We start from the raw sequence: 21,376 nt of genomic DNA on the forward strand, positions 1-21,376 counted from the left end.
CGGGCGGTCACTGACCGCGGGTGGCGACGATGGGCGGAACGGTGGCGGCGCGCAGTGCCGGGCCGATGACGGCTGCCTGGCCGAGCGCGAACAGGGCGATGGCGCCGAGCGGCAGGTACAGCAGCGGCAGCCGCGCGGTCTCGAAGTAGTGCATCAGCACCTGGTTGCCGGCATAGGCCAGCAGCATGCCCAGCACGATGCCTGCGGCGCTCAGCAGCAGGTTTTCGGTCTGGAAATAGGCCACCACCTGGCGCCGGGTGGCGCCGAGCGCGCGGCGGATGCCGATCTGCCGGGTGCGCTGCTGCACCCAGAAGCTGGCCAGGCCGACGATGCCCAGCGCGGTGACCAGCAGCATCGCCAGGCACACGCCCAGCAGCAGCCGGGTCATGGCGCGGTCCTGGGTGAAATAGCGGTGGCGCAGTTCGGCCAGGGTGGTGCTGTACTCGCGGTTGAGGATGGCTTCGGGCACCAGGGTCGGCGCGGCGGCCACCGCGGTCTGCACGATTCCGGGCAGGTCGCGCGGATCGGCACGCACCACGTAGGTGCCGCTCTGCGCATCGGTGGCCACCGGCACGATCACCGACCACTGCGCCGCCGCGACGCCGCCTTCGCTGCGGCCGGGATTGGGCACCGCGAAGTGGTCGACGATGCCGGCCACGGTCAGATGGAAGGTGCTCATCCAGAACTCACGGCCGAGCGGGTTCTCGCCGGGCCACAGGTGCTCGGCGAAATCGCGGGTGATCCACACCTGCGCGTTGGCCGGCAGGAAGTTCTCGACCGGCTGGTAGTCGGCGGCGGTGAAGGCACGGCCCTGCACCGGCACCAGCCCCAGCGCCTGGATCGCGCCGGGGTCGAAGGTGTAGAAGTGCGGCACGCCGCCGAAGCGCTTGCCTTCCGGGTCCAGGGTGACGCCGGCGGCGCCGGCGCGCTGCGCGAACGGCAGGCTGTTGACCACGCCGGCGGCCTGCACGCCCGGTTGGCGGCGCAGCAGGTCGAGCCAGCGGCCGTTGATATCGGCGGGGTTGCAGCCTTCGCAGTCGTTCAGCGACAGCGTGGCCAGCGACGCTTCGTCCACGCCGCTGTCCAGGCCGATCAGGTCGATGCGCGACACCGCCATGAACAGGGCGTTGCACAGCACCGCGCAGGCCAGGGCGATCTCAAGCGTGATCAGCAGCGCCGAGACGCGGTGCCGGGTCAGGGTCGCCAGGATGGGTTTGATGTCCATGCTCATGCTCACAGCGACTTGACCTGCAGGGCGGGATCGATCCGGCTGGCGCGCAGCGCCGGCAGCACGCCGGCAAGCAGCGTGGCGGCCACGGCCAGGGCGAAGGTGAGGGCCAGCATCGGCAGGTCCAGGTGCACCATGTCGGCGTACTCCAGCGGTTGCTGGCGCACGTTCCACAGCCCCAGCAGGGTCAGGCCCAGCCCGGCCAGGCCACCGGCCAGGCCGATCAGCGCCGCTTCGACCAGGCACTGCATGAACACCATGCTGCGGGTGGCGCCCAGCGCGCGCAGCACGCCGATCTCGCCACTGCGGCGCAGGAACTTGGCCAGCAGCAGGCCGACGGTGTTGAACAGGCAGATGCCGAGGAAGGCCAGCGCCAGCCACGACTGCAGGCGCGCATCGCGCGGCACCGCGCCGTTGTAGTCCAGCCACTGCATCAGGCTCGGCAGGCGCACGTTGTCGGTCTGGCGGATGCGGCCCAGCTCGTGCTGCTGGCGCACGTAGCCGTCCATGAACTGGCGGTAGCCGGCGACCTTGGTGCTGTCGTCCAGCTGCACCCACAGCTGCAGCCACACGCAGGGCGAGTTCTCCAGGTGGCCCGGGCGCTCGGGCAGCGCCCAGCAGGTGAACTGGCGGAAGTTGCCGGCGTTGAGCTGCAGGCCGGTGAAGAACGGCACCATCACGTCCTCGGGCTTGGCGTAGTACGACGCGGTGTCGCCCTGGGCGAAGCGGCCGCCGGCCACCGTGTAGAACTGCGGCGACGGCCGCCATGGTGCGAGCACGCCGACGATGCGCACGTCGCTGCCGCGGATGCGCAGCATCTTCCCGGTGCTGTCGGTGCCGCCGAACAGGTGCTGGTTGAGGTCCCAGGAGATCACCGCCACGCGCGCGCGGCGTTCGTCGTCCTCGGCCGACCAGCCGCTGCCCCAGGCCATCGGCACCTGGAACATCGGGAAGAAATCGGCGGTGGTGGAAAGCATGCTCGCCGGCTCGCCGCTGTCCGGTGCCTGCAGCTTGACCGGACTGTCCACCACCAGTGCCTGGCGGTCGGCCCTGGCGGCGCGCCACAGGTCCACGGCCGTGGTGTAGTCGAGCATGTCCAGCGGGTTGGGACGCGGTTCCTCGCTGGGCGTCGCATCGATCTGCGGGTAGTAGATGTGCTGGCTGCGCCCGGGCAGCGGATCACCGGAAAGCAGGTGCCGCACGGTCAGGGTCGTCATCGCCGCGCCGATGCCCATGGCGATGGACAGCACCATCAGCCCGGTGAGCACCGGCGTGCGGCGAAGGCTGCGCAGGCCCTGTCCGAGGTAGTAGGGGAGCAGCGACAGCATGTCCGTGCCTCAGTCCTGGATGGCCGTTTCGACCGCGGCCACGGCGCGGCCCAGCGACGGTTCGCGCAGCAGGTCGGTGGCCTGGCCGTCGACGATGTGCACGTTGCGCTGCGCGCGCGCGGCCAGTTCCGGATCGTGGGTCACCATGACGATGGTGGTGCCCTGGCTGTTGATCTCCTCCAGCAGCTCCATGACGCCGCGTGCCATCTGCGTGTCGAGGTTGCCGGTCGGTTCGTCGGCCAGCAGCAGGCGCGGGCTGCCGGCCAGGGCGCGGGCGATGGCGGCGCGCTGCTGCTGGCCGCCTGACAGTTCGGCCGGGTAGTGCTTCATGCGCGAGCCCAGGCCGACGCTGCTCAGCGCCTTCTCGATGCGCTCGCGGCGCTCGGCCGACGGCATGCCGCGGTAGCGCAGCGGCACGTCGACGTTGTCGAACAGGTTCAGGTCGGGGATCAGGTTGAAGCCCTGGAAGATGAAGCCGATCTTCTGGTTGCGCAGGCGCGAGCGGGCGTCGTCGCCCAGGTGGCTGACGTCCTGGCCGTCGAGCAGGTACTTGCCGCTGGTGAAGGTCTCCAGCAGGCCGGCGATGTTGAGGAAGGTGGTCTTGCCCGAGCCGGACGGGCCGGTGACGGCGACGAACTCGCCTTCGCGCACGTGCAGATCGAGCGAGCGCAACGCGTGGGTTTCGACCTGTTCGGTGCGGAAGACCTTGGAGACGGATTGCATCTGGAGCATGGGAAGTTCCTGCGCTGGGAAGGGAATGCGTGAAGGGGCGGGGGAATCAGTTGATGGAAACGCGTTCGGCGTCGCCGAACAGGTCGGTACCGGAAACGACGACCTTCTCGCCCGGCTGCAGGCCGGAGACGATCTCGACCTCGCCCAGGCTGCTGACGCCGAACTGCACCGGGCGGCGGCTGGCGGTGCTGCCGCTGACCACCCAGGCGTAGCGGCCGCCGGACTGCTCGACGAACGGGCCGCGCTCGACCTTGACCACGTTCTTGCGGGTGTCGAGCAGGATGCGCGCGCTCATGCGCTGGCTCTGGCGCAGGCCTTCGGGCTGCTTGTCGGAGAAGCGGATGCGGGCCACGACCTCGCCGTTGACCACTTCCGGCGAGACCGCGGAGATCTCGCCCGGGAACGGCTGGCCGGAGCCACTGGTGAGCTGGGCCGGCATGCCGATCGCCAGATCGCGGGCGAAGCTCTCGGGCACCTTGATCTCGATCTCGAAGCGCGACAGGTCGACCACGCCCAGGATCGGCGCGTTGGCCGCGACCTGGGTGTGCTGGGTGGCCTGCACCTGGCCGACCTGGCCATCGAACGGCGCGCGCAGGGTGAGTGCGTCGACCTGCCGCTGCACTTCGTCCACCACCGCCTGCTGGCGGTTGGCGAGCAGGCGCTTGTTGCGCGCGTCCAGGTCCGCACCCTGGCTCTGCAGCGCGGCATCGCTGCGCGCGTGCTGCAGGGTGATCTCGGCCTTCTTCAGGTCGTCCTGCGCCTTGGCCAGGTTGACCTGCGGCACCGCGCCGCCGTCGAAACCGCGCTGGTAGCGCTCCAGGTCGCGGGCGGCGGCCTGGCGGTCGATGGCGGCCTGGTCGGTGACCTTGCTGGCGGTGGCGCGGGCCAGGGTGGCGTCGAGCGCGGCGCGCCCGGCCTCGGCTTCCAGGCCGGCCAGGGTGGCCTGTTCCTGCGCCAGCTTGCTGCGCAGTTCCGGGCTGTCGATCACCGCCAGCTCCTGGCCCTGCTTGACCACGTCGCCGGCCACCACCTTCAGGGTCACGGTGCCGGCGGAGATCGCGTACAGCACCGGGCTGTTGGCGGCGATCACGCGGCCGTCGGCGGCGATGTCGCGTACCAGGTCGCCGCGGCCGACGGTGGCGATGCGCAGGCGCGCGCCATCGAACGAGCGCGAGCCGCCCAGCCAGCCCTTGGCGACGAAGCCGATGCCCGCCAGCACCACGACCGTGGCCACGGCCGGCCACAGCCAGCGGCGCCACTGCGGCTGGGAGCGCTGGGAGATTGTCTGGTCCTGTGCGGAGGTGTCGCGGATCATCGTCGGCTTCGCTGGAAGAGTTGGTATCCGTTAAGCAGGTCCCGTGCCAACATCCATGTGCATGAAAAACAACAATTAATTTCCGTGCGAAGTAGTGTCCGGGTGTCCGCGGACACCGGCGCGGACAGTGTCCGCGGGCGCGTGTCCGGCAGTTGTCCCGTGGATGTCCGAAGCAGCTGACCTAGAATGTCCGCCTGTGATTCCAGGCGGGTGGACTATGTGCGGCATTGTGGGAGCGATCGCGGATCGCGACGTGGTACCGGTACTGATCGAAGGACTGAAGCGGCTGGAGTACCGGGGCTACGATTCGTCCGGCATCGCCGTGCTCGATGACCGTGATATCCACCGCGTGCGCCGGACCGGCCGCGTGGCCGAGATGGAAAGGGCGGCCGCGGCCGAAGGCTTCAGCGCGACGCTGGGCATCGGCCACACCCGCTGGGCCACCCATGGCGGCGTCACCGAATCCAACGCCCACCCGCACATCAGCCACGGCGTGGCGCTGGTGCACAACGGCATCATCGAGAACCACGAGGCCCAGCGCGAGCGCCTGCGTGCGCTGGGCTACACGTTCGAGTCGCAGACCGATACCGAGGTCATCGCGCACCTGATCCACCACCACCTGCAGGCCGACCATGACGACCTGCTGGGTGCCCTGCAACGGGCGGTGAAGGAGTTGACCGGTGCGTATGCGCTGGCGGTGATCAGCCGCAAGGAGCCGGAGCGGATGGTGGTCGCGCGCATGGGCTGCCCGTTGCTGGTGGGCCTGGGCGAGGGCGAGAACTTCGTCGCTTCGGACGTGTCGGCGGTGCTCCAGGCGACCCGCCGGGTGATGTTCCTGGAAGAGGGAGACACCGCCGAGCTGACCCGCGCCGGAGTGCGCGTGTTCGGCCCCGACGACATGCCGGTGCGGCGCGAGGAGCACCTGTCCGACGTGTCGCTGGCATCGCTGGAGCTGGGCCCCTACCGCCACTTCATGCAGAAGGAAATCCACGAGCAGCCGCGCGCGCTGGGCGACACCATCGAGGCCGCCATCGACGCCGGCGGTTTCCCCGCCACGCTGTTCGGCCGCAACGCCGGAACGGTGCTGGCCGGCATCGAGGGCGTGCAGATCCTGGCCTGCGGCACCAGCTATTACGCGGGGCTGACCGCACGCTACTGGATCGAGGCCATCGCCGGGCTGCCGTGCAGCGTGGAGATCGCCAGCGAGTACCGCTACCGCGCCGCCTACGCCAACCCGAAGCACCTGGTGGTGACCATTTCGCAGTCCGGCGAAACCCTGGACACGATGGAGGCGCTGAAGTACGCCAAGTCGCTGGGGCACGTGCACACGCTGTCGATCTGCAACGTGCCCGAGAGCGCGATCCCGCGCGCCAGCGAACTGGTCTGCTATACCCGTGCCGGTGCCGAGATCGGCGTGGCCTCGACCAAGGCCTTCACCACCCAGCTGGCGGCACTGTTCCAGCTGGCGGTGGTGCTGGGCCGGCTGCACGGCCGGGTCGACGCCGCGCAGGAAGCCGACTACCTGGAGCAGCTGCGGCACCTGCCGGGCAGCGTGCAGCACGTGCTGAACCTGGAGCCGCAGATCGTCGCCTGGGCCGAGCGCTTCGCCGGCAAGGCCAACGCGCTGTTCCTCGGCCGCGGCCTGCACTACCCGATCGCGCTGGAAGGCGCGCTCAAGCTCAAGGAAATCTCCTACATCCATGCCGAGGCGTACCCGGCCGGCGAGCTCAAGCACGGGCCGCTGGCACTGGTGGACGCGGAGATGCCGGTGGTGGTGATCGCCCCCAACGACAGCCTGCTGGAGAAAGTGAAATCCAACATGCAGGAAGTGCGCGCGCGTGGCGGCGAGCTGTTCGTGTTCGCCGACCAGGACAGCAACTTCACCGCCTCCGACGGCGTGCACGTGATCCGCACCCCGCGCAACGCCGGCGTGCTCAGTCCGGTGGTGCACACCATCCCGGTGCAGCTGCTGGCCTACCACGCCGCCCTGGCGCGCGGCACCGACGTGGACAAGCCGCGCAACCTGGCCAAGAGCGTCACCGTGGAATAAGCGCGGCCGGGTGCCCGGCGACGCGGTGGCCGCGGCGGAACCCCGCCTGCGGCCGCCGGGGCGCTACAGGTCCAGCATCGCGCCCGCGACGCCGCAGCCGGTCACCACCAGCCACGGCGGCAGTTTCCACAGCGCCAGTGCGGCCAGGGCGGCCAGCGCCAGCGCGATATCCCGCGGCGCATGGATGGCGCCGGTCCACACCGGGTCGTAGAGCGCGGCCAGCAGCAGTCCGACCACCGCCGCGTTGATGCCGCTCAGCGCGGCGCGCATGCGTGCGTTGCCGCGCAGCCGGTTCCAGAACGGCAGCGCGCCTGCGACCAGCAGGAAGGACGGGGCGAAGATCGCCAGCAGGCACAGCACGCCGCCGCTCCAGCCCGACGGTGGCGCCTGCATGGACGCGCCGAGGAAGGCCGCGAACGCGAACAGCGGCCCGGGCATCGCCTGCGCCGCGCCGTAGCCGGCGAGGAAGGCGTCGTTGTCGACCCAGCCCGGTGCTACCACCGCCGCCTGCAGCAGCGGCAGCACCACGTGGCCGCCGCCGAACACCAGTGCGCCGGCGCGGAAGAACGCGCTGGCCTCGGCGACGGCCTGGCCGGGCAGCAGCGCGGCGAGCAGTGGCAATGCCCCCAGCAGGACGAAGAACAGCGCCAGCCACAGCGCACCGGCGCCACGCCCCACGGGGATCGTCCACGCGCCGGATCCGCACGCCGGTGTCGGCCTGAACAGCAGCACCCCGGCCAGCGCGGCGCCGGCGATCAGGCCCGGCTGCACCCAGGCCGAAGGGACGCGCAGGGCGATCGCGGCCGCCGCCAGCACGAGCGCCGCCCATGCACCGCCGGCGTACAGGTTCCGGCCCATGTTCCAGACCGCCTGCGCCACCACCGCGACCGCCACGATCTTGAGCCCGTGCAGTACGCCGGAGGGAATCACCCCCGGATATCCGGCCAGGAACCGCGCGAGGACGATCAGGGCGATGGCCGATGGCAGGGTGAAGCCGGCCCAGGCGGCGAATGCGCCACGGTACCCGCACCGCGACAGGCCCAGCGCCATGCCCACCTGGCTGCTGGCCGGCCCCGGCAGGAACTGGCACAGCGCCACGAGGTCGGCGTAGCCGCGCGGGTCCAGCCAGCGCCGTCGGGTCACGAACTCGGCGTGGAAGTAACCCAGGTGCGCGACCGGCCCGCCGAATGCGGTCAGGCCCAGGCGCAGGAACACCAGGAACACGCCCCAGGCGCTTTCGCGGGCATCGGTGGCCGGGTTGCCGCCTGGCGTGCCGGCTTCAGGTGCCATGGCGGTTCCGTAGCGACGCCGTTGTGTTGCCGGTGCGGCGCCGATGCGACGGGGGCCGGCAGGTGGCAGCGGGGGAACCGGTGGCGGGCATGGCGGGGCGCGTTGGCAAGGTGGTGCCCGACCTTAGCGCAGGCAGGTGACAGGCGTGTCCGCCGAACTCCCCCGCCCACCGGCCGGTCCGCCCGGCGGCGGTCGCATGCCGTTACCGCGCGGTCGTGGCCCACGCCTGCAGCGAGGTCCAGCCGACGTCGATGTCGTGCTCCAGCGGCAATGACGCGTACAACCAGCGGCCCTCGCCATCGACGCTGCTGGAACCGGCCAGCGTGGCCTGCGCGGCGATCAGGCAGCGCCGCGTGCCGCCCACCGGATGCTTGTCGCCGAGCGACAGCCAGGCGGTCCTGCAGCCATCGACCGGCCCGCTGTAGTACGGCGTTCCGGCGACGATGCTCCACTCGCGGTAATGGGCCGCGTCCGGGAGACGGCTGTCGTACTGGACGACCGACTGCAGCTGCAGGTCGGCGCACCACAGGCCGGTCCGCGCCGGCCGGGTGAAGCAGACCCGGCGCCCGACCGGGTCATGGCGGGCGACGGCCACGTCGTCCAGCGAAGCGATGCGGCGCCAGTCCGGCAGCGAATAGAGCAGCAGCTGCAGGCGGCCCTTGCCGGCGTCGGTGCCCACCAGCAGGCGGTCGGCGCGGTCGGTGTAGGCAGCGAAGGCCGGCGACGGCGCCGGTACCGGCAGCGGCTTCACCGTGTCGCTGCCGACCTCGACCTCGAACAGGCGGTCGCCGCCGTCACCGCGGCCGATCACCAGCAGCCTGCGGCCGTCGCCGGACCATACCGGCGGATGGCGCGGTACCGGCACCAGGCCCGCGACCGCGCGCAGCGTCTGCGGATGCGCCGGCTGGCCGATCCACAGCTGCGCGTGCAGGCTGCGGTCGGAAACGAAGGCCAGGGTGCTGCCGTCGGCCGAGATGCCGGGGGTGAGGTCCACGCCGCTGGACGCGAACACCGGCTCGCCGCCGCCGCTGCCATCGGTGCGGAAGCGGAACATGCCGCTGCGCAGGCGGTCGATCTCGAACACCATCGACCAATGCCTGGCGGCGATGTCGGGGTAGGTCGGGTTGCCGCCGGCCAGTACCGGCAACGGCACCGGCGCGCCGCCGGCCAGGTCGACGCGGAACAGCCGGACTTCATCCTTGACCAGGCTGAAGACGAGACCGCTGCTGTCGGGCAGCCAGCTCCAGCCGCGGATGTCGCCGCGCAGGGAGGTGACGCGGCGTGGCGTGCCGCCGGCCGCGGGCATGAGCCACAGGTCGGCCAGCGTGGTGCCGCGGCGGAAGCCGAGCCAGCGGCCATCGGGCGAGTGGCGTGGCAGCGAGTCGATGGCGTCGCGGTCGACGTCGTAGGCCAGCGCGTGCCAGCGTGCGCTGGCCAGGTCGAGCCGGTGCAGGGCGCTGCCGTTGTCCGCGCGCATGCCGCCGGCCACCAGCGCGCTGCCATCGGGCGTCCAGTCGAACGGCTGCGTGTCGCGGCCCGCGCAGGGGCCGGCCACGCGTGCGTTGCCGCCGTCGGCCGCGGCCAGCATGAAGTGGCAGCCGTGGTTGGACCTGCGCACGAACGCGATCTGGCGGCCATCGCGCGACCACGCCGGCAGGCTGTCCTGTTCCCCGCCGGCGGGGAAGGTGAACGGCTGCGCGCTGGCCTGCGACGTGCGCTGGAGGTACAGGCGTTGCCCGCCAGCGGGCGGATCCTGGCGTGCGAACAGCAGTTGCGTGCCATCCGGCGACAGGCGCGGCGCGGTTTCCTGCTCGGGCGAGGAAACGATGGCGCGGTACTGTAGCGACGCTTCGCGCGCGGGGCCCGCCGCCGCAGGTACGGCGTTGCGTGCGAACCGTGCAGGCAGCACCAGCGCCGCCGCCAGCAGGAGGACTGCCGCGGCCAGCGGCCACCATCGCCGCCATCCGCGCCGGACGACGGCAGCTGCTGCCGGCGTGGGGTCCGCCGCGGCGGTCACAGGGGCATCCGCGGCGGCGTCGGGCGCCGGCTCGGCGATCGCGGCCGGAGCCGCCAGCCAGGCATGCGCCGCCAGCAGGCGGTAGCCGCCCCTGGCGATGGTCTCGATGTAGCGCGGGGCGCCGCGATCGTCGCCGAACGCCTTGCGCAGCAGGGCGATGGCCTGGGTCAGCACGTCGTCGGTGGGCAGCGTGTCCGGCCATACGCGTGCCAGCAGCGTTTCGCGGCTCACCACGTTGCCTGCCTCATCCACGAGTACCCGCAACACCTGCAGCGATTTGCGCGTCACCCGCCGCGATCCGCCGTCGATGCGCGAGACCACGTTGCGGCGGTCCAGGTCGATGTCGTGGTCGCCCACGCGCAGGATCGCACGCGCGGGCATCCGCGCTCGCGCCGCGTTGCCGGTATCACCTACGCCACTCACTGCCTGCTCTTCCATTCTGCCGGTCTGCCCGTGTGCAGGCTTGGCCAGCATGCCCCGCCCTGATCATGGAGATGGCGCGCAGCGCACATGCGGCAAGCGGCCCGCATCCATCCGATGCGATGCCGCGCCGCGGCGCCGGTTCCATCACGGCCCGAGGATGCTGTCGCCAGCGGCGCAGCGGCATGTGCCTTTGGTCAGGTCGCGCGCATGCGTTCAGCCAGGCGATGTGTTTGCACTGCGCCACGTGCGCCCGTGGCCGCATTGTTTGCATGCCTTGGCGTCATCCCCGGCCCTTGGTCATCGCGACTTAAAGCAGATTCGGCGGCGGTGCGCGCTGTCTAGCCTTGCATCCGTGCCCATGCCGGGCACGGCATGAAGAAGGAAAGCACCATGTACCGATATCTGATGATCGTCCTGGGCCTGGCCGCGTCCGCCGCCATGCTGCCGGCGGACGCGTTGGCGGCTGGCAAGCAGGGTGACGCCGCGCCCCCGTCCTGCGTCACCCTGTCCGGCCAGTACAAGGCCGCGCGTGCGGGCGGCGAGGGCATGGTCATCGCCGATGAAGGCACGTATCTCCGCCTCGACTTCGGTCGCTACTGTGACGCGATGATGAGGAGCTCCAGCATCGTGATCGCCACCGATGGCCGTGAGAACGTGGTCTGCAGCCAGGGCAGCGTGGTCAGCAACCGGACCGGGCGCTGCGCGGTCCAGAAAATGCAAGCCATCGACGAGGCCGAGTACAGGCGCCACGCACGCCGGCGCAACTGATCCCGCACTGCTTGCCGGAAGCGCAGGCCCGCACCGTTCTGGTGCGGGCCTGCGCGTTCGTGTGTCCGCCGCGGACGCCGGAAGCGGAATCCATCCAGCACCGGCGCGGGTGTCCGCGGTGTCCGCCTGTCCGCCATGCGGACGCACTGTCTGCCGGCCCGCCAGCGAAACCCCCGGATTTCGGAAAGATTTCGGCCACATTTCCGGCATTTCAGGGCGCGAACGCGCAAACAGATGACCAGTTCCTAGAAAGGAGTGGTCATGCAGGTGCAAGTGCAGGTGATGTGGCTCGACCGCGGTGATACGCGGCAACTGGAGCGTGGAGGCGATGCCGACGTGCCGTTGCTGGCGACGCTCGCGCGCGGCGCCAGCCTCGCGCTCGGCGGTGCCGAGGCGTCGTTCTGGCTGGTGCTCAGGGGTGGCCTGGACATCGTCGCGCGTGTCGGGACATTCCGGCTCGACGCCGGCCAGTGGATCCACTTCGACCGCGGCGCCCACCCGCTGCTGCACGCCGGCGAGCGCACCATCGCCGTCGGGCTGGTGCTGCCGGCCGCCCTGCAGATGCAGTTGCTGCGCTCGCCGCAGCTGGCGCTGTTCCCGGGCCGCGGCACCGTACCGGCGCTGGCGCGGCGGTTGCTGGCGCGTCGCTGGCATGCGGTGCTGGGGCGGCCGGCCCGGGGCATGCAGGCCACGCTTGCCGACCGCTGGCAGGTGGAGCGGCTGCTGCGCGCGCTGGCCGGGCTGCAGCAGGGCCAGCAGGCGCTGATCGCGCGTTGCCCGGGGCGTTCGCTGTCGCACCGGCGCCAGGTCTATGCACGCATGCAGCGCGCGCTGCAGTACATCGAAGGGCATACCCACCGGGTGGTCAGGATCGGCGAGCTGGCCGAACTCAGCAGCATGTCGGTCTGGTACTTCACCAAGACCTTCCGCGCGGTCTACGGCGAATGCCCACAGGCCACGTCGGTGCGGCTGCGGCTGGCCAGCAGCGCGCGCCTGATCCGCGATACGTCGCTGTCCATCACCGAGGTGGGAGCGGCCAGCGGCTTCGAGAACAACTGCAGCTTCTCGCGTGCGTTCCGCACCCGTTTCGGCGTGTCGCCGTCGCTGTACCGCAGTGGCGCTCGGGCGCTGTCGACAGACCCTGCAAACCCAATGGACAGGGCATGCGGCGCAGTGGCGTGAGCGGCTTATTAACGTCGTGTGGCGTTAACGCCTCACTAACATCACCAGGAGAGAAATCCGTGAAACATCGCTGTTCCAAGCCGGCCGTCCGGCTGGCCGTGCTCCCGCTGGGAATCGCCGCCGCACTGGTCCCGTTCGCTTCCCTGGCGCAGTCGCAGCCGGACGTGCGCAGCCTGGACCGGATCGAGGTCACCGGCTCGCGCATCAAGCGCGCCGACGTCGAGGGCGCGGTGCCGGTCACCGTGATCGACCGCGCCGCGATCGACGCCAGTGGCCATGTCTCGGTGGCCGACGTGCTGCGCGACACCACCTTTGCTTCGTTCGGCAACTTCAGCCCGCGCTCGGGCAGCAGTGCCCAGGGCGTGTCCGACGTCAACCTGCGCGGCATCGGCTCCGACCGCACCCTGGTGCTGGTCGACGGTCGCCGCGCGCCATACGCCCCGTCGCTGGGCAGCAATGCCGACCTCAACACCATCCCCATGGCGGCGGTGGAGCGTATCGAGGTGCTGTCCGACGGTGCCTCGGCGCTGTACGGTTCGGACGCCATCGGCGGCGTGGTCAACATCATCCTGCGCAAGGATTTCGATGGTGCCGAACTGCGCATCGGCAGGGGCTCGCCCGACGTGGCCGGCGGCGACACCGAAGAAGGATCGATCCTGTTCGGCACTTCCGGCGAGCGCGGCAACCTGATGTTCGGTGCGTCCTACAACGCGCGCGGCATCGTGTTCACCCGCGACCAGCTCGGCGGCGGCACGCGCGGCAGCTCGCCCTATGGCAACAACTTCTACTTCGAGAGCGCGACCAGCCCGGGCGAGGAGGGCGATGCCGGTGGTGCGCTGCCGGGCTATGCCTGCAAGGATCCGAATTTCTGGATGAACGGCAGGAACTGTGTCTACGACTACAACGCGGTGGCCGCCAACGAGGCCTCGATCAAGAACAAGGCGCTGTTCGCGCGCGGCACGCTGCAGGTCAACGACGCGGTGTCGCTGTACTCCACCGCCAGCTACAGCCACGCCAGCAGCTTCGGCCGCTACGCACCGACGCCCGGGGTGCTCTACGTGGCCGAGGACTCGCCCAACGACCCGGTGCCCGGCGACGGCCTGGGCGCCTTCATCTACCACCGCTATGCGGCGGCCGGAAACCGCGACAATTACATCGACAACACTGTGCTCGACCTGGGTGTCGGCATGGACTGGCAGGTCAACGACCGGCTCAGCATTGATGCCGGCGTGCGCCGCAGTGACGCTCGCCTGCGCGACCAGGGACGCGGCTACATCGTCACCGCCCTGGCCGAGGCGGCCGCGGCCGACGGCCGCTACAACCTGCGCGATCCGTTCGGCAACCCGGACGAGGTCATCAAGGGCTTCACCACCACCACCAGCCGCGAGGGCAAGTTCGTCATCGACGAGCTCTATGCCAACGCCAGCCTGGACCTGTTCGACATGGCCGGCGGGCGCTCGGCGGTGGCGTTCGGCCTGGAGTCGCGCAGCGAGGACTACGCCGACACCTACGATTCGCTGTCCGAAGCCGGCGCCGTGGCCGGTTCGTCGGGCAACTCGGCCGCCGGCAGCCGCCGCGTGCAGGCGGCCTTCGCCGAATGGCTGCTGCCGGTGATGGAGGGGTTCGATTTCACCCTGGCCGCCCGCTACGACCGCTACAGCGACTACGGCGGCGACCTGTCGCCCAAGGTTTCGCTGCGCTGGCAGCCGCTGCCCAACCTGACCCTGCGTGGCTCGGCCGGCAAGGGCTTCCGCGCACCCAACCTCAACAGCATCCATGCAAAGCGTTCGTTCTCGGCCGAGCACGTGCAGGACTACCGCAGCTGCCTGGCGGTGGGCTATTCGTCCGCCGAGTGCGGCGGCGACGCCAACAACGACGGCATCGCCGATGGTCCGGTCAGCAAGGACGTCAGCTACCAGGTCGATACCTGGTCCAGCGGCAACCCCGCGCTGGGCTCCGAGCATTCCCGCCAGTACAGCCTGGGCCTGGCCTGGGACCCGCTGGACTGGTTGAACCTGACCCTGGACTACTACCACATCAGGATCGACGACCGCATCCGCCTGATCGAGTACCAGGAGCTGGTCGAATTCGACAACCATGGGCTGCCGCTGCCGGCCGGCACCTCGGTGGAGCGCCGCGCCAACGGCTCCATCCGCGAGATCAACACCGCCTATGCCAACGAGGGCGACCTCAGCACCCGCGGCCTGGACCTGAACCTGCGCGGCCGCTTCGACGGCGGTGGCTGGGGCCGGCTGGAGAGCTGGCTGCAGGTGGCGCGCGTGCTGGAGTTCAAGGTGACCGACGGGGCCACGGTCAAGGACCGGCTGGGCTGGGCGGCCGCCCCGGAGATGCGTGGCAGCCTGCGCAACATCTGGAGCCACGGGGACTGGAGCGTAAACTGGAACGTCAACTACATCGGCGACCAGCGCAACCCCGGGGTCAAGCCGACCTTCGGTTTCCTGGCCGGCGACCCGGGCACGCACGTGGGCAGCTATGTCACCCATGACCTGGCGCTGACCTACAAGGCGCCGTGGAACGCCGGCATCACCCTGGGCGCCAACAACGTGGGCAACCGCTACCCGCAGCTGGTCGAAACCGACGGCCGGCCCTGGAACTTCAACCTGTACAACGCCTACGGCCGCATCCTCTACCTGCGCTACACGCAGAAGTTCTGAGCCGCCGCCCGGGCCGTTTCCCGCGACGGGCGCCCCTGTGGCGCCCGTCGTCGCTGCGGCCCCGGCAAGCCCCCGCCCCGGGGGCCGCCGGCGGCGGCGATATGCCACAATCGCCGCCGCACGGCAGGAAGCTGCAGGACCCCGACGTTTTGACCACCACCATCGCCACGACCACCCCGCCGCTGTTCTCGGTCGTACCCGCCGGCATCTTCGGCCCGCTGGCCTCGGCCAACCGCCAGAACTACTGGTCGCTGCTGTGCCGGATGTTCGACGAGTTCTTCGGCCCGGACGCGCCGGTGCCGCCCAGCCACGGCTTTCCGCGCCGCGAGATCACCGCCGCGATCGAGCGCTACCTGCTCACCGACGACCCGTGGGAAGACGAGGACGGCCAGGCCCCGGACGCGCCGCTGAACATGCGTGCCGGCGCCATCCACGACCGCTTCCGCGCCGCCGGCTGGCTGCGCCAGGAACGCATCGGCGCGCGCGAGATGGTGACCATGCCGCCGATGGTGGCGCAGCTGCTGTCCACCCTGGTGGAGTTCAGCGAGCATGGCCCGACCTTCGTCTCGGCCAAGATGCGTTCGGTGGAGCTGCAGCTGCAGCAGGTCGCCGAAGGCCGCCTGGATGGCGGCATCCTCGACGAGGCCGCCGACCAGGCGCGGCGCCTGCTGGTGTCGCTGGCCTCGATGAGCCTGCAGGTACGCGACCTGATGCCGGAACTGAGCAAGGCCGAGACCACCGCGCAGTTCGCCCGGCAGTGGTTCGAGCGCTACGTCGGCCAGCTGTTCATCGGCGACTACGCCGAGTTGCACCGCGCCGACCACCCGATGGCGCGGCGCAGCTCGATCCTGGCGATGGTGCAGCAGCTCGAGTCCGGCGCGCAGCGCGAAGCGCTGGTGGCCTGGTACGGCGAGCACGTGACCGGTGGCGACGCCGCGCGCGCCCAGCAGCGGCTGTCGCGCAGCCTGGGGCGGCTGCGCGAGCTGGAACGCATCGACGAATACCTGGCCCGCCTGGACGAGGACATCCGCCAGGCCAACCGCCGCGCGCTGGCATTCCTCGACTACCGCCTGCGCGCACCCGACCGGCTCGACGTGCTGCTGCGCCGCGCCTGCCGCGGCGTGCTGTCGGCGCCGGAGGACGCGCTGCGGCTGCCGGTGGCGCCGGGGCCGCTGATGGACGAGGCGCGCCTGCGCCCGCCGCACCGCAAGCCGGCGCCGATTCCGCGCAGCGCCAACGCCACCACGCCGCCGACCCCCGAGCAGCTGGCGCGGCTGTCGCTGCTGCGGCGGATGAAGCGCGCGCGCCTGGTCAACGCCGAGGACATGGCGCGCTACGTCGGCCGCCACCTGCAGCAGGGCGCGGCGATCGACTCGGCACGGCTGGACATCGCCAGCATCGAGGACCTGCGCGCCTACCAGACCCTGCTCACGCTCGCCCTGCGCGGCAACCGCAGCGGCGGCCTGCGCCGCGAGGATCCGCTCGGCCGGCTGCTGCGCGGCTTCCGCGTCGAGCTGCTCGATGCCGGCGATGGCGACGACAACGATTACCTGCGCGGCCCGCGCTTCCGCATCCTGCGGGTCGGCGCAAAACTCCCGGAAACCGCATGAAACGCAGCTGGAACACCCTGAGCCAGATGTCCAACGGCACCTACGCCGTGCAGGACTTCGAGCGCGCCGCCTACCGCCTGGTCACCGAGCAGGTGCTGTACGCCGCCGACACGCGTTCGCGCGTGGCCTACCACCTGGTGGAAGACCATTACCCCGATTTCGTCGCCGCGCTGGAGCCGCTGGGCATCCGCCTGGAGCGCAACGCCCACTACCGCTACGTGGTGGCGCTGCCGGCGCATGGCGAAGGTACGCCGGTGACGCTGGACGAAACCCTGGCCCTGCTGGTGCTGCGCCAGCGCTACGACGAGGCCATGCGCCAGGGCCTGATCGAGGACCACGGCGAAGTGGTGGTGGAACTGCCGGACCTGCAGGAAAGCTGGCAGGCGCTGACCGGCCGCGCGATGCCGGACGTGGGCGCGCTGCGCGCGCTGGCGCGCACGCTCAGGCGCTGGGGCGTGTGCCGGCTGGTGGAGTCCGAAGGCGACGACCCGCAGCCGTTCCACCTGCGCGTGCGCCCGGCCATCGTCGAGATCGTCGGCGAGCAATGGCTGCAGCGCCTGGACCAGCACAACCGCGACGAGGCGGGCGACGCGGGCGTGGAGGACGACGATGCAGCAGCTTGAACGCATCCACCTGGTCCAGTTCTTCCTGTTCGAGGCGCAGAGCCTGCAGCTGGACGCGACCAGCGCCATCATCGCGCCCAACGGCGCCGGAAAGAGCGCGCTGCTCGACGCCCTGCAGATCGTCCTGCTGGGCGGCGACCGCAGCCGCATCCGCTTCAACGCGCAGGCCGGCGGCAGCCACCGCGCGCGCACCATCCGCGACTACTGCCTGGGCGTGTTCCGCAGCGGCGAGGAAGGGCGCAAGCGGCGCACCGCCACCACCTACATCTCGCTGGTGTTCCGCGACACCGAGACCGGCGTGCCGCTGACCGCCGGCATCGCGCTCGGCGCCTCGGTCGATGAACCCGAACACCGCACGCACGGGCTGTACCTGCTGCCCGGGGTGGCGCTGGAGCTGGACGAACACCTGGAGCAGGTCAAGGGCAAGGAACTGCCGTTGGCCTGGAACACTTTCCGCGAGCACATCGCCCGCCGCTGCAAGGACGCAGGCGAAACGCCGCAGCTGCATCCCAATGCCGAGCGGTTCCTGCGCGACCTGCTGCTGCGCCTGCGCGCCAGCCCGGCGGCCAACCCCGACCTCAATGCCTACCGCAAGGCCTTCCTCAACGCGCTGAACCTGCAGCGCGTCGAGGACGTGGACCTGTTCGTGCGTACCCTGGTGGCCGAGGACCGGCCCACCGACATCGCCCGCTTCCGCGCGCTGCTGGACAGCTTCCGCCAGATCAAGGAGAAGATCGAGCAGGTCCGCCAGCGCATCGACGCCGCCGAAGGCGCCGAGCGCCAGTACGAGAAGATCGCCGCGCAGGCCACCCGCGCCGCCTCGGCGCGCGCACTGGCCGCCGAGTACGCCCGCGACCTGTACAGCGAGCAACTGGACCAGGCCGAAGGCGCGCTCGCCGCCGCGGAGAACACGCTGGCCGATACCCGCCGCCGCCTTGCCGATACCCGTGTCGAACGCGACACCCTGCGCGAGGAACAGGCCCGCGCCAACGCACGCCTGCAGGGCAGTGCCGGCTACGGCGAGCAGGCGCAGCTGGACGAACTGGCCGGCCGCGACCGCGACCGCCTTGCCCAGCTGAAGAAGGACCTGGTGCGCGAAGTCGGCTTCGTGCGCGAGCAGTTCCGCCAGCTCGATGCGCTCGCGCTCGACGACGTCGACAGCACCGCGCTGGCCGCCGCGCGCGAAGCGTGGGATGTCTGGCACGCCGAACTGTCGGCGCTGGCCGCCGAGGACGCGCTGCCCTGGGCTCCGCAAGACCTGTTCGCGCGCGCCCGCCAGGCGCTGCATGCGGCCGCGCCGCTGCGCGAGCGTGTCGACCGCCATGCGCGCCAGCTGCATGCCGCGCACGACAAGGCGCGCGATGCGCTGGAAACCGCGCGCCAGAACCAGAAGCGGCTGGCTGCCGGCCAGGCCGAGCTGAACCCGGATACCGTGCGGTTGATGAGCTACCTGCGCGATGCCGGCATCGACGCGCGCCCGGTGTGCGACCTGGTGCGGGTCACCGACGCGACCTGGCAGCACGCCATCGAGGGGTACCTGCGCAGCAACGTCGAGGCGCTGCTGATCCCGGACAAGGACGAGGAACGCGCGGTCAAGCTGTACCGTGGCCTGTCCGGCGGGCGCTCGGTGTATGGCGTCAAGCTGGCACTGTCCAGCCATGCACGCAGGTCGCGTGGCGCCGACGAGCCGGAGAGCGGCAGCGTCGCCGCGCTTCTGGAAGGCGTCAATGCCGACGCATTGGCATTCCTGCGCCGCCAGCTCGGCGAGCTGCGCTGCGTGGAGACCGAGGCCGAACTGGTGCGCAGCCGCCAGGGCCTGACCCGCGACGGCCTGCTCGCGCGCGGCGGCAGCATCGAACGCCTGCGCCTGCCGGCCGCGGGCGACCTGCGCATCGGCGCGTCCGACAACCGCGCACGGCTGCGGGTGCTGCACGAGGAAATCGAGAAGGCCGAACAGGCGCTGCGCCAGATCGAACCGCGCCTGCGCCGGGCCGACGACTGCCAGCGCGGGCTGGCACGGCTGGCCGATGCCGACGCCGTCGCCCAGGCGCTGCACGAGCGCGTGCTCGAGCATCGCCAGGTGGCCGAGCGTTACCGCAGTGCGCAGGAAAGCCGGCTGGCGGCGCTGGACCCGGACCTGCTGCGCCTGTCCGAACAGCTGCGCGAACTGAATGCCCAGCTCGCCGGCTGCGAGCAGCGCGCCGATGCGCTGGTCGGCCAGGAGGCCGTGGCGGCGGCCAATCTCGAACGCACCCATGGCCTGCTCGAGGGCCTGCGCCAGCAGGAGGAGCTGGTCGCGCGGCGCGCGGTGGAAGCCTTCGCCGATCCGGACGTCGACCCCAACCGGGTCGAGCGCCAGCGTGAGGAACTGGACGAAAAGCACCCGTCGCTGGAAGAGCGCGCACGCCGCTGCGAGGAGCGTGCCAGGGACAGCGACGCGCAGCTGGCGCGGTTGCTGCCGGAGGCCTGGAGCGGACTGGCGCAGTACGCCCGCGACCATGGGCTGGAACTGGATTTCGATGCCAGCGCCTGGCGCCCGGCGCGCATCGTGCTGCAGCGCGAACTCACCCAGCTGCGCGACACCGAGCTGGTGCAGTACGAGGAGGAGGCGCGCCAGGCCTATGCCACCGCGGTGGACACCTTCCGCACCGGCGTGGCGTCCACCCTGTACGACAACTTCACCCGGCTCAGGACCCAGATCGCCACGCTCAACCGCACCCTGCGCGCCAGTCCGGCGTTTTCCAACAACGAGCGCTACCAGTTCCACTACGAGGTGGTGCCGGAGTTCCGCGACCTGCACCGCTTCATCCAGCGCGCCGCCGACATCGGTGGCGAGGACACGCTGTTCGAGAGCGCCGGCCAGGTGCCCGAGGCGTTCCGTGCGCTGGTCGAGGACAAGGCCGCCACCCACGTGGCCAATTCGCCGCTGGACGACTACCGCCGCTTCTTCCGCTTCGAGGTGCAGATCCGCCAGGAGGACCGGGTGATCGGCAGCCTCAGCGAACGCATGCGCTCGGGCTCCGGTGGCGAACACCGCGCGCCGCTGTATGTGATCGCCGGTGCCGCGCTGGCCGCGGCCTACGGCAAGAGCGAGGCGCAGCCGGGCGGGCTGGGGCTGATCCTGCTCGACGAGTTCGGCGACAAGATCGACGCGCAGAACGCACGCGCCACCACCAACTACCTGCGCTCGCTGGGCCTGCAGCTGGTGCTGGCGGCGCCGGATACCGCCCAGGGCACCTTGTCCGGCGTGCTGGACAGCTACATCGAACTGTTCCGCGACGGCGACCTGCTGCAGGCCGAGCGCATCGAGGTCACCGAGGCCGCACGTACCCTGCTGCTGTCCGACCAGTTCGACCTGCACCCGGAACTGCTGGCGGCGGAGACCGAGCGCATCGAGCGCGAGCAGGCGACGTCATGACCCCGGCACCGGGCCGCGGCTGACGCGCCGGCCCGGCATGCAATGCAACGCAGCAGTCGCCGCGGCCCATGCACCGGCCGCGGCGAACGGCAACCTCAGCGGTTGCCGATGATCTCCACCCAGTAGCCGTCCGGGTCCCTGATGAAGGCCAGGTTCTTCATGCGCCCGTCCTGCAGGCGCTTCTGGAACGGCACGCCCAGCTGTTCGAAGCGCGCGCAGGCCGCTTCGAGCTCCGGCACCGACACGCAGATGTGGCCGAAGCCGCGCGGTTCGCTGTTGCCGTCGTGGTAGACCGGGCCGTCCTGGTGCTCGGTGCCATGGTTGTGGGTCAGCTCCAGCACGCCGGGCATACCGGCCATCCACAGCCGGCGCGCGGCGTCGTCCTCGGGCACCTGCATGCCTTCCGGCACGTACGCCAGGAAGTACAGGCTGAACGCGGCCTCGGGGAAATCGCGCCGGTCGACCAGGCGGAAGCCGAGCACGCGGGTGTAGAAATCCAGCGAAGCGGTGATGTCCTTGACCCGCAGCATGGTGTGGTTGAAGACGAAGCCGGTGGTCTCGGCCGGCGGCTGCGCAGCCACGCCGGGCTGCTGGCGGAGAGCGTTCAGGCTCATGGCGTTGTTCCTGGTGAGGGGGAGGGACGATTCTAGAGCGGCGCGCGGCAACGCACCGGGAACGCGGCGGGCCGCGTTCCCGGATGCCGCCGCCGTTGCGCGC

Annotated in this window: 14 protein-coding genes; 7 read left to right on the forward strand and 7 right to left on the reverse strand. The window is 70.8% G+C overall.

Annotation, left to right across the window (positions count from 1 at the left end):
- Positions 1-7: 7 nt before the first annotated feature.
- Genes ABB33_RS03085 through ABB33_RS03100 form a run of 4 tightly spaced genes read right to left on the reverse strand, consistent with a single transcriptional unit; the run spans position 8 to position 4,603 of the window.
- A complete protein-coding gene (locus ABB33_RS03085) occupies positions 8-1,225 on the reverse strand; it encodes an ABC transporter permease (protein ID WP_056931116.1) in 1,218 nt (405 codons plus the stop codon).
- 8 nt (positions 1,226-1,233) lie between these two features.
- Complete coding sequence (locus tag ABB33_RS03090; protein ID WP_056931117.1) at positions 1,234-2,547, reverse strand: ABC transporter permease; 1,314 nt, start codon at positions 2,545-2,547, stop codon at positions 1,234-1,236.
- 18 nt (positions 2,548-2,565) lie between these two features.
- Entirely contained in the window at positions 2,566-3,288 is a 723-nt protein-coding gene (locus tag ABB33_RS03095; RefSeq protein ID WP_056931095.1) for an ABC transporter ATP-binding protein, read from the reverse strand.
- A 46-nt stretch (positions 3,289-3,334) separates the two neighbouring features.
- Entirely contained in the window at positions 3,335-4,603 is a 1,269-nt protein-coding gene (locus ABB33_RS03100) for an efflux RND transporter periplasmic adaptor subunit (protein WP_056931096.1), read from the reverse strand.
- A 217-nt stretch (positions 4,604-4,820) separates the two neighbouring features.
- Between ABB33_RS03100 and glmS the strand changes: the two genes are divergently transcribed.
- The gene (glmS, locus tag ABB33_RS03105; RefSeq protein WP_056931097.1) at positions 4,821-6,653 is read left to right on the forward strand and encodes a glutamine--fructose-6-phosphate transaminase (isomerizing); all 1,833 of its coding nucleotides are present in this window, start codon (positions 4,821-4,823) and stop codon (positions 6,651-6,653) included.
- Between the two features lie 63 nt (positions 6,654-6,716).
- On the opposite strand, the gene chrA is transcribed toward glmS, so the two are convergent.
- Together chrA and ABB33_RS03115 are read right to left on the reverse strand one after the other, a co-directional pair.
- Positions 6,717-7,943, reverse strand: coding sequence for a chromate efflux transporter (chrA, locus tag ABB33_RS03110; RefSeq protein ID WP_056931098.1), 1,227 nt, complete (start codon positions 7,941-7,943; stop codon positions 6,717-6,719).
- A 202-nt stretch (positions 7,944-8,145) separates the two neighbouring features.
- Positions 8,146-10,383, reverse strand: a complete 2,238-nt coding sequence (locus ABB33_RS03115) for a winged helix-turn-helix domain-containing protein (protein ID WP_211260858.1) — start codon at positions 10,381-10,383, stop codon at positions 8,146-8,148.
- Positions 10,384-10,755: 372 nt separating this feature from the next.
- Between ABB33_RS03115 and ABB33_RS03120 the strand changes: the two genes are divergently transcribed.
- From ABB33_RS03120 to ABB33_RS03145, 6 genes are all read left to right on the forward strand, one after another.
- The gene (locus ABB33_RS03120) at positions 10,756-11,151 is read left to right on the forward strand and encodes a hypothetical protein (protein ID WP_056931100.1); all 396 of its coding nucleotides are present in this window, start codon (positions 10,756-10,758) and stop codon (positions 11,149-11,151) included.
- Between the two features lie 261 nt (positions 11,152-11,412).
- Positions 11,413-12,333: a helix-turn-helix transcriptional regulator gene (locus ABB33_RS03125; RefSeq protein ID WP_056931101.1), complete on the forward strand. Its 921-nt coding sequence runs from the start codon at positions 11,413-11,415 to the stop codon at positions 12,331-12,333.
- Between the two features lie 59 nt (positions 12,334-12,392).
- Positions 12,393-15,008, forward strand: a complete 2,616-nt coding sequence (locus ABB33_RS03130; RefSeq protein WP_056931102.1) for a TonB-dependent receptor plug domain-containing protein — start codon at positions 12,393-12,395, stop codon at positions 15,006-15,008.
- A 149-nt stretch (positions 15,009-15,157) separates the two neighbouring features.
- Positions 15,158-16,618 (forward strand): Wadjet anti-phage system protein JetA family protein, encoded by a 1,461-nt coding sequence (locus ABB33_RS03135; protein WP_225546676.1) that lies wholly within the window; start codon positions 15,158-15,160, stop codon positions 16,616-16,618.
- The gene (locus ABB33_RS03140) at positions 16,615-17,241 is read left to right on the forward strand and encodes a DUF4194 domain-containing protein (protein WP_056931103.1); all 627 of its coding nucleotides are present in this window, start codon (positions 16,615-16,617) and stop codon (positions 17,239-17,241) included. Before ABB33_RS03135 ends, ABB33_RS03140 begins: the two co-directional genes overlap by 4 nt.
- Positions 17,228-20,659 carry an SbcC/MukB-like Walker B domain-containing protein gene (locus ABB33_RS03145; RefSeq protein WP_056931104.1) on the forward strand — a complete coding sequence of 1,144 codons (3,432 nt, stop codon included), beginning with the start codon at positions 17,228-17,230 and terminating at the stop codon, positions 20,657-20,659. Before ABB33_RS03140 ends, ABB33_RS03145 begins: the two co-directional genes overlap by 14 nt.
- A gap of 95 nt (positions 20,660-20,754) precedes the next feature.
- Here the strand turns inward: ABB33_RS03145 and gloA are convergent, their stop codons facing one another.
- Complete coding sequence (gene gloA, locus ABB33_RS03150; RefSeq protein ID WP_056931105.1) at positions 20,755-21,273, reverse strand: lactoylglutathione lyase; 519 nt, start codon at positions 21,271-21,273, stop codon at positions 20,755-20,757.
- Positions 21,274-21,376 lie beyond the last annotated feature (103 nt).

This window comes from Stenotrophomonas acidaminiphila, assembly GCF_001431595.1.
GTDB classification, from domain to species: Bacteria; Pseudomonadota; Gammaproteobacteria; order Xanthomonadales; family Xanthomonadaceae; genus Stenotrophomonas; species Stenotrophomonas acidaminiphila.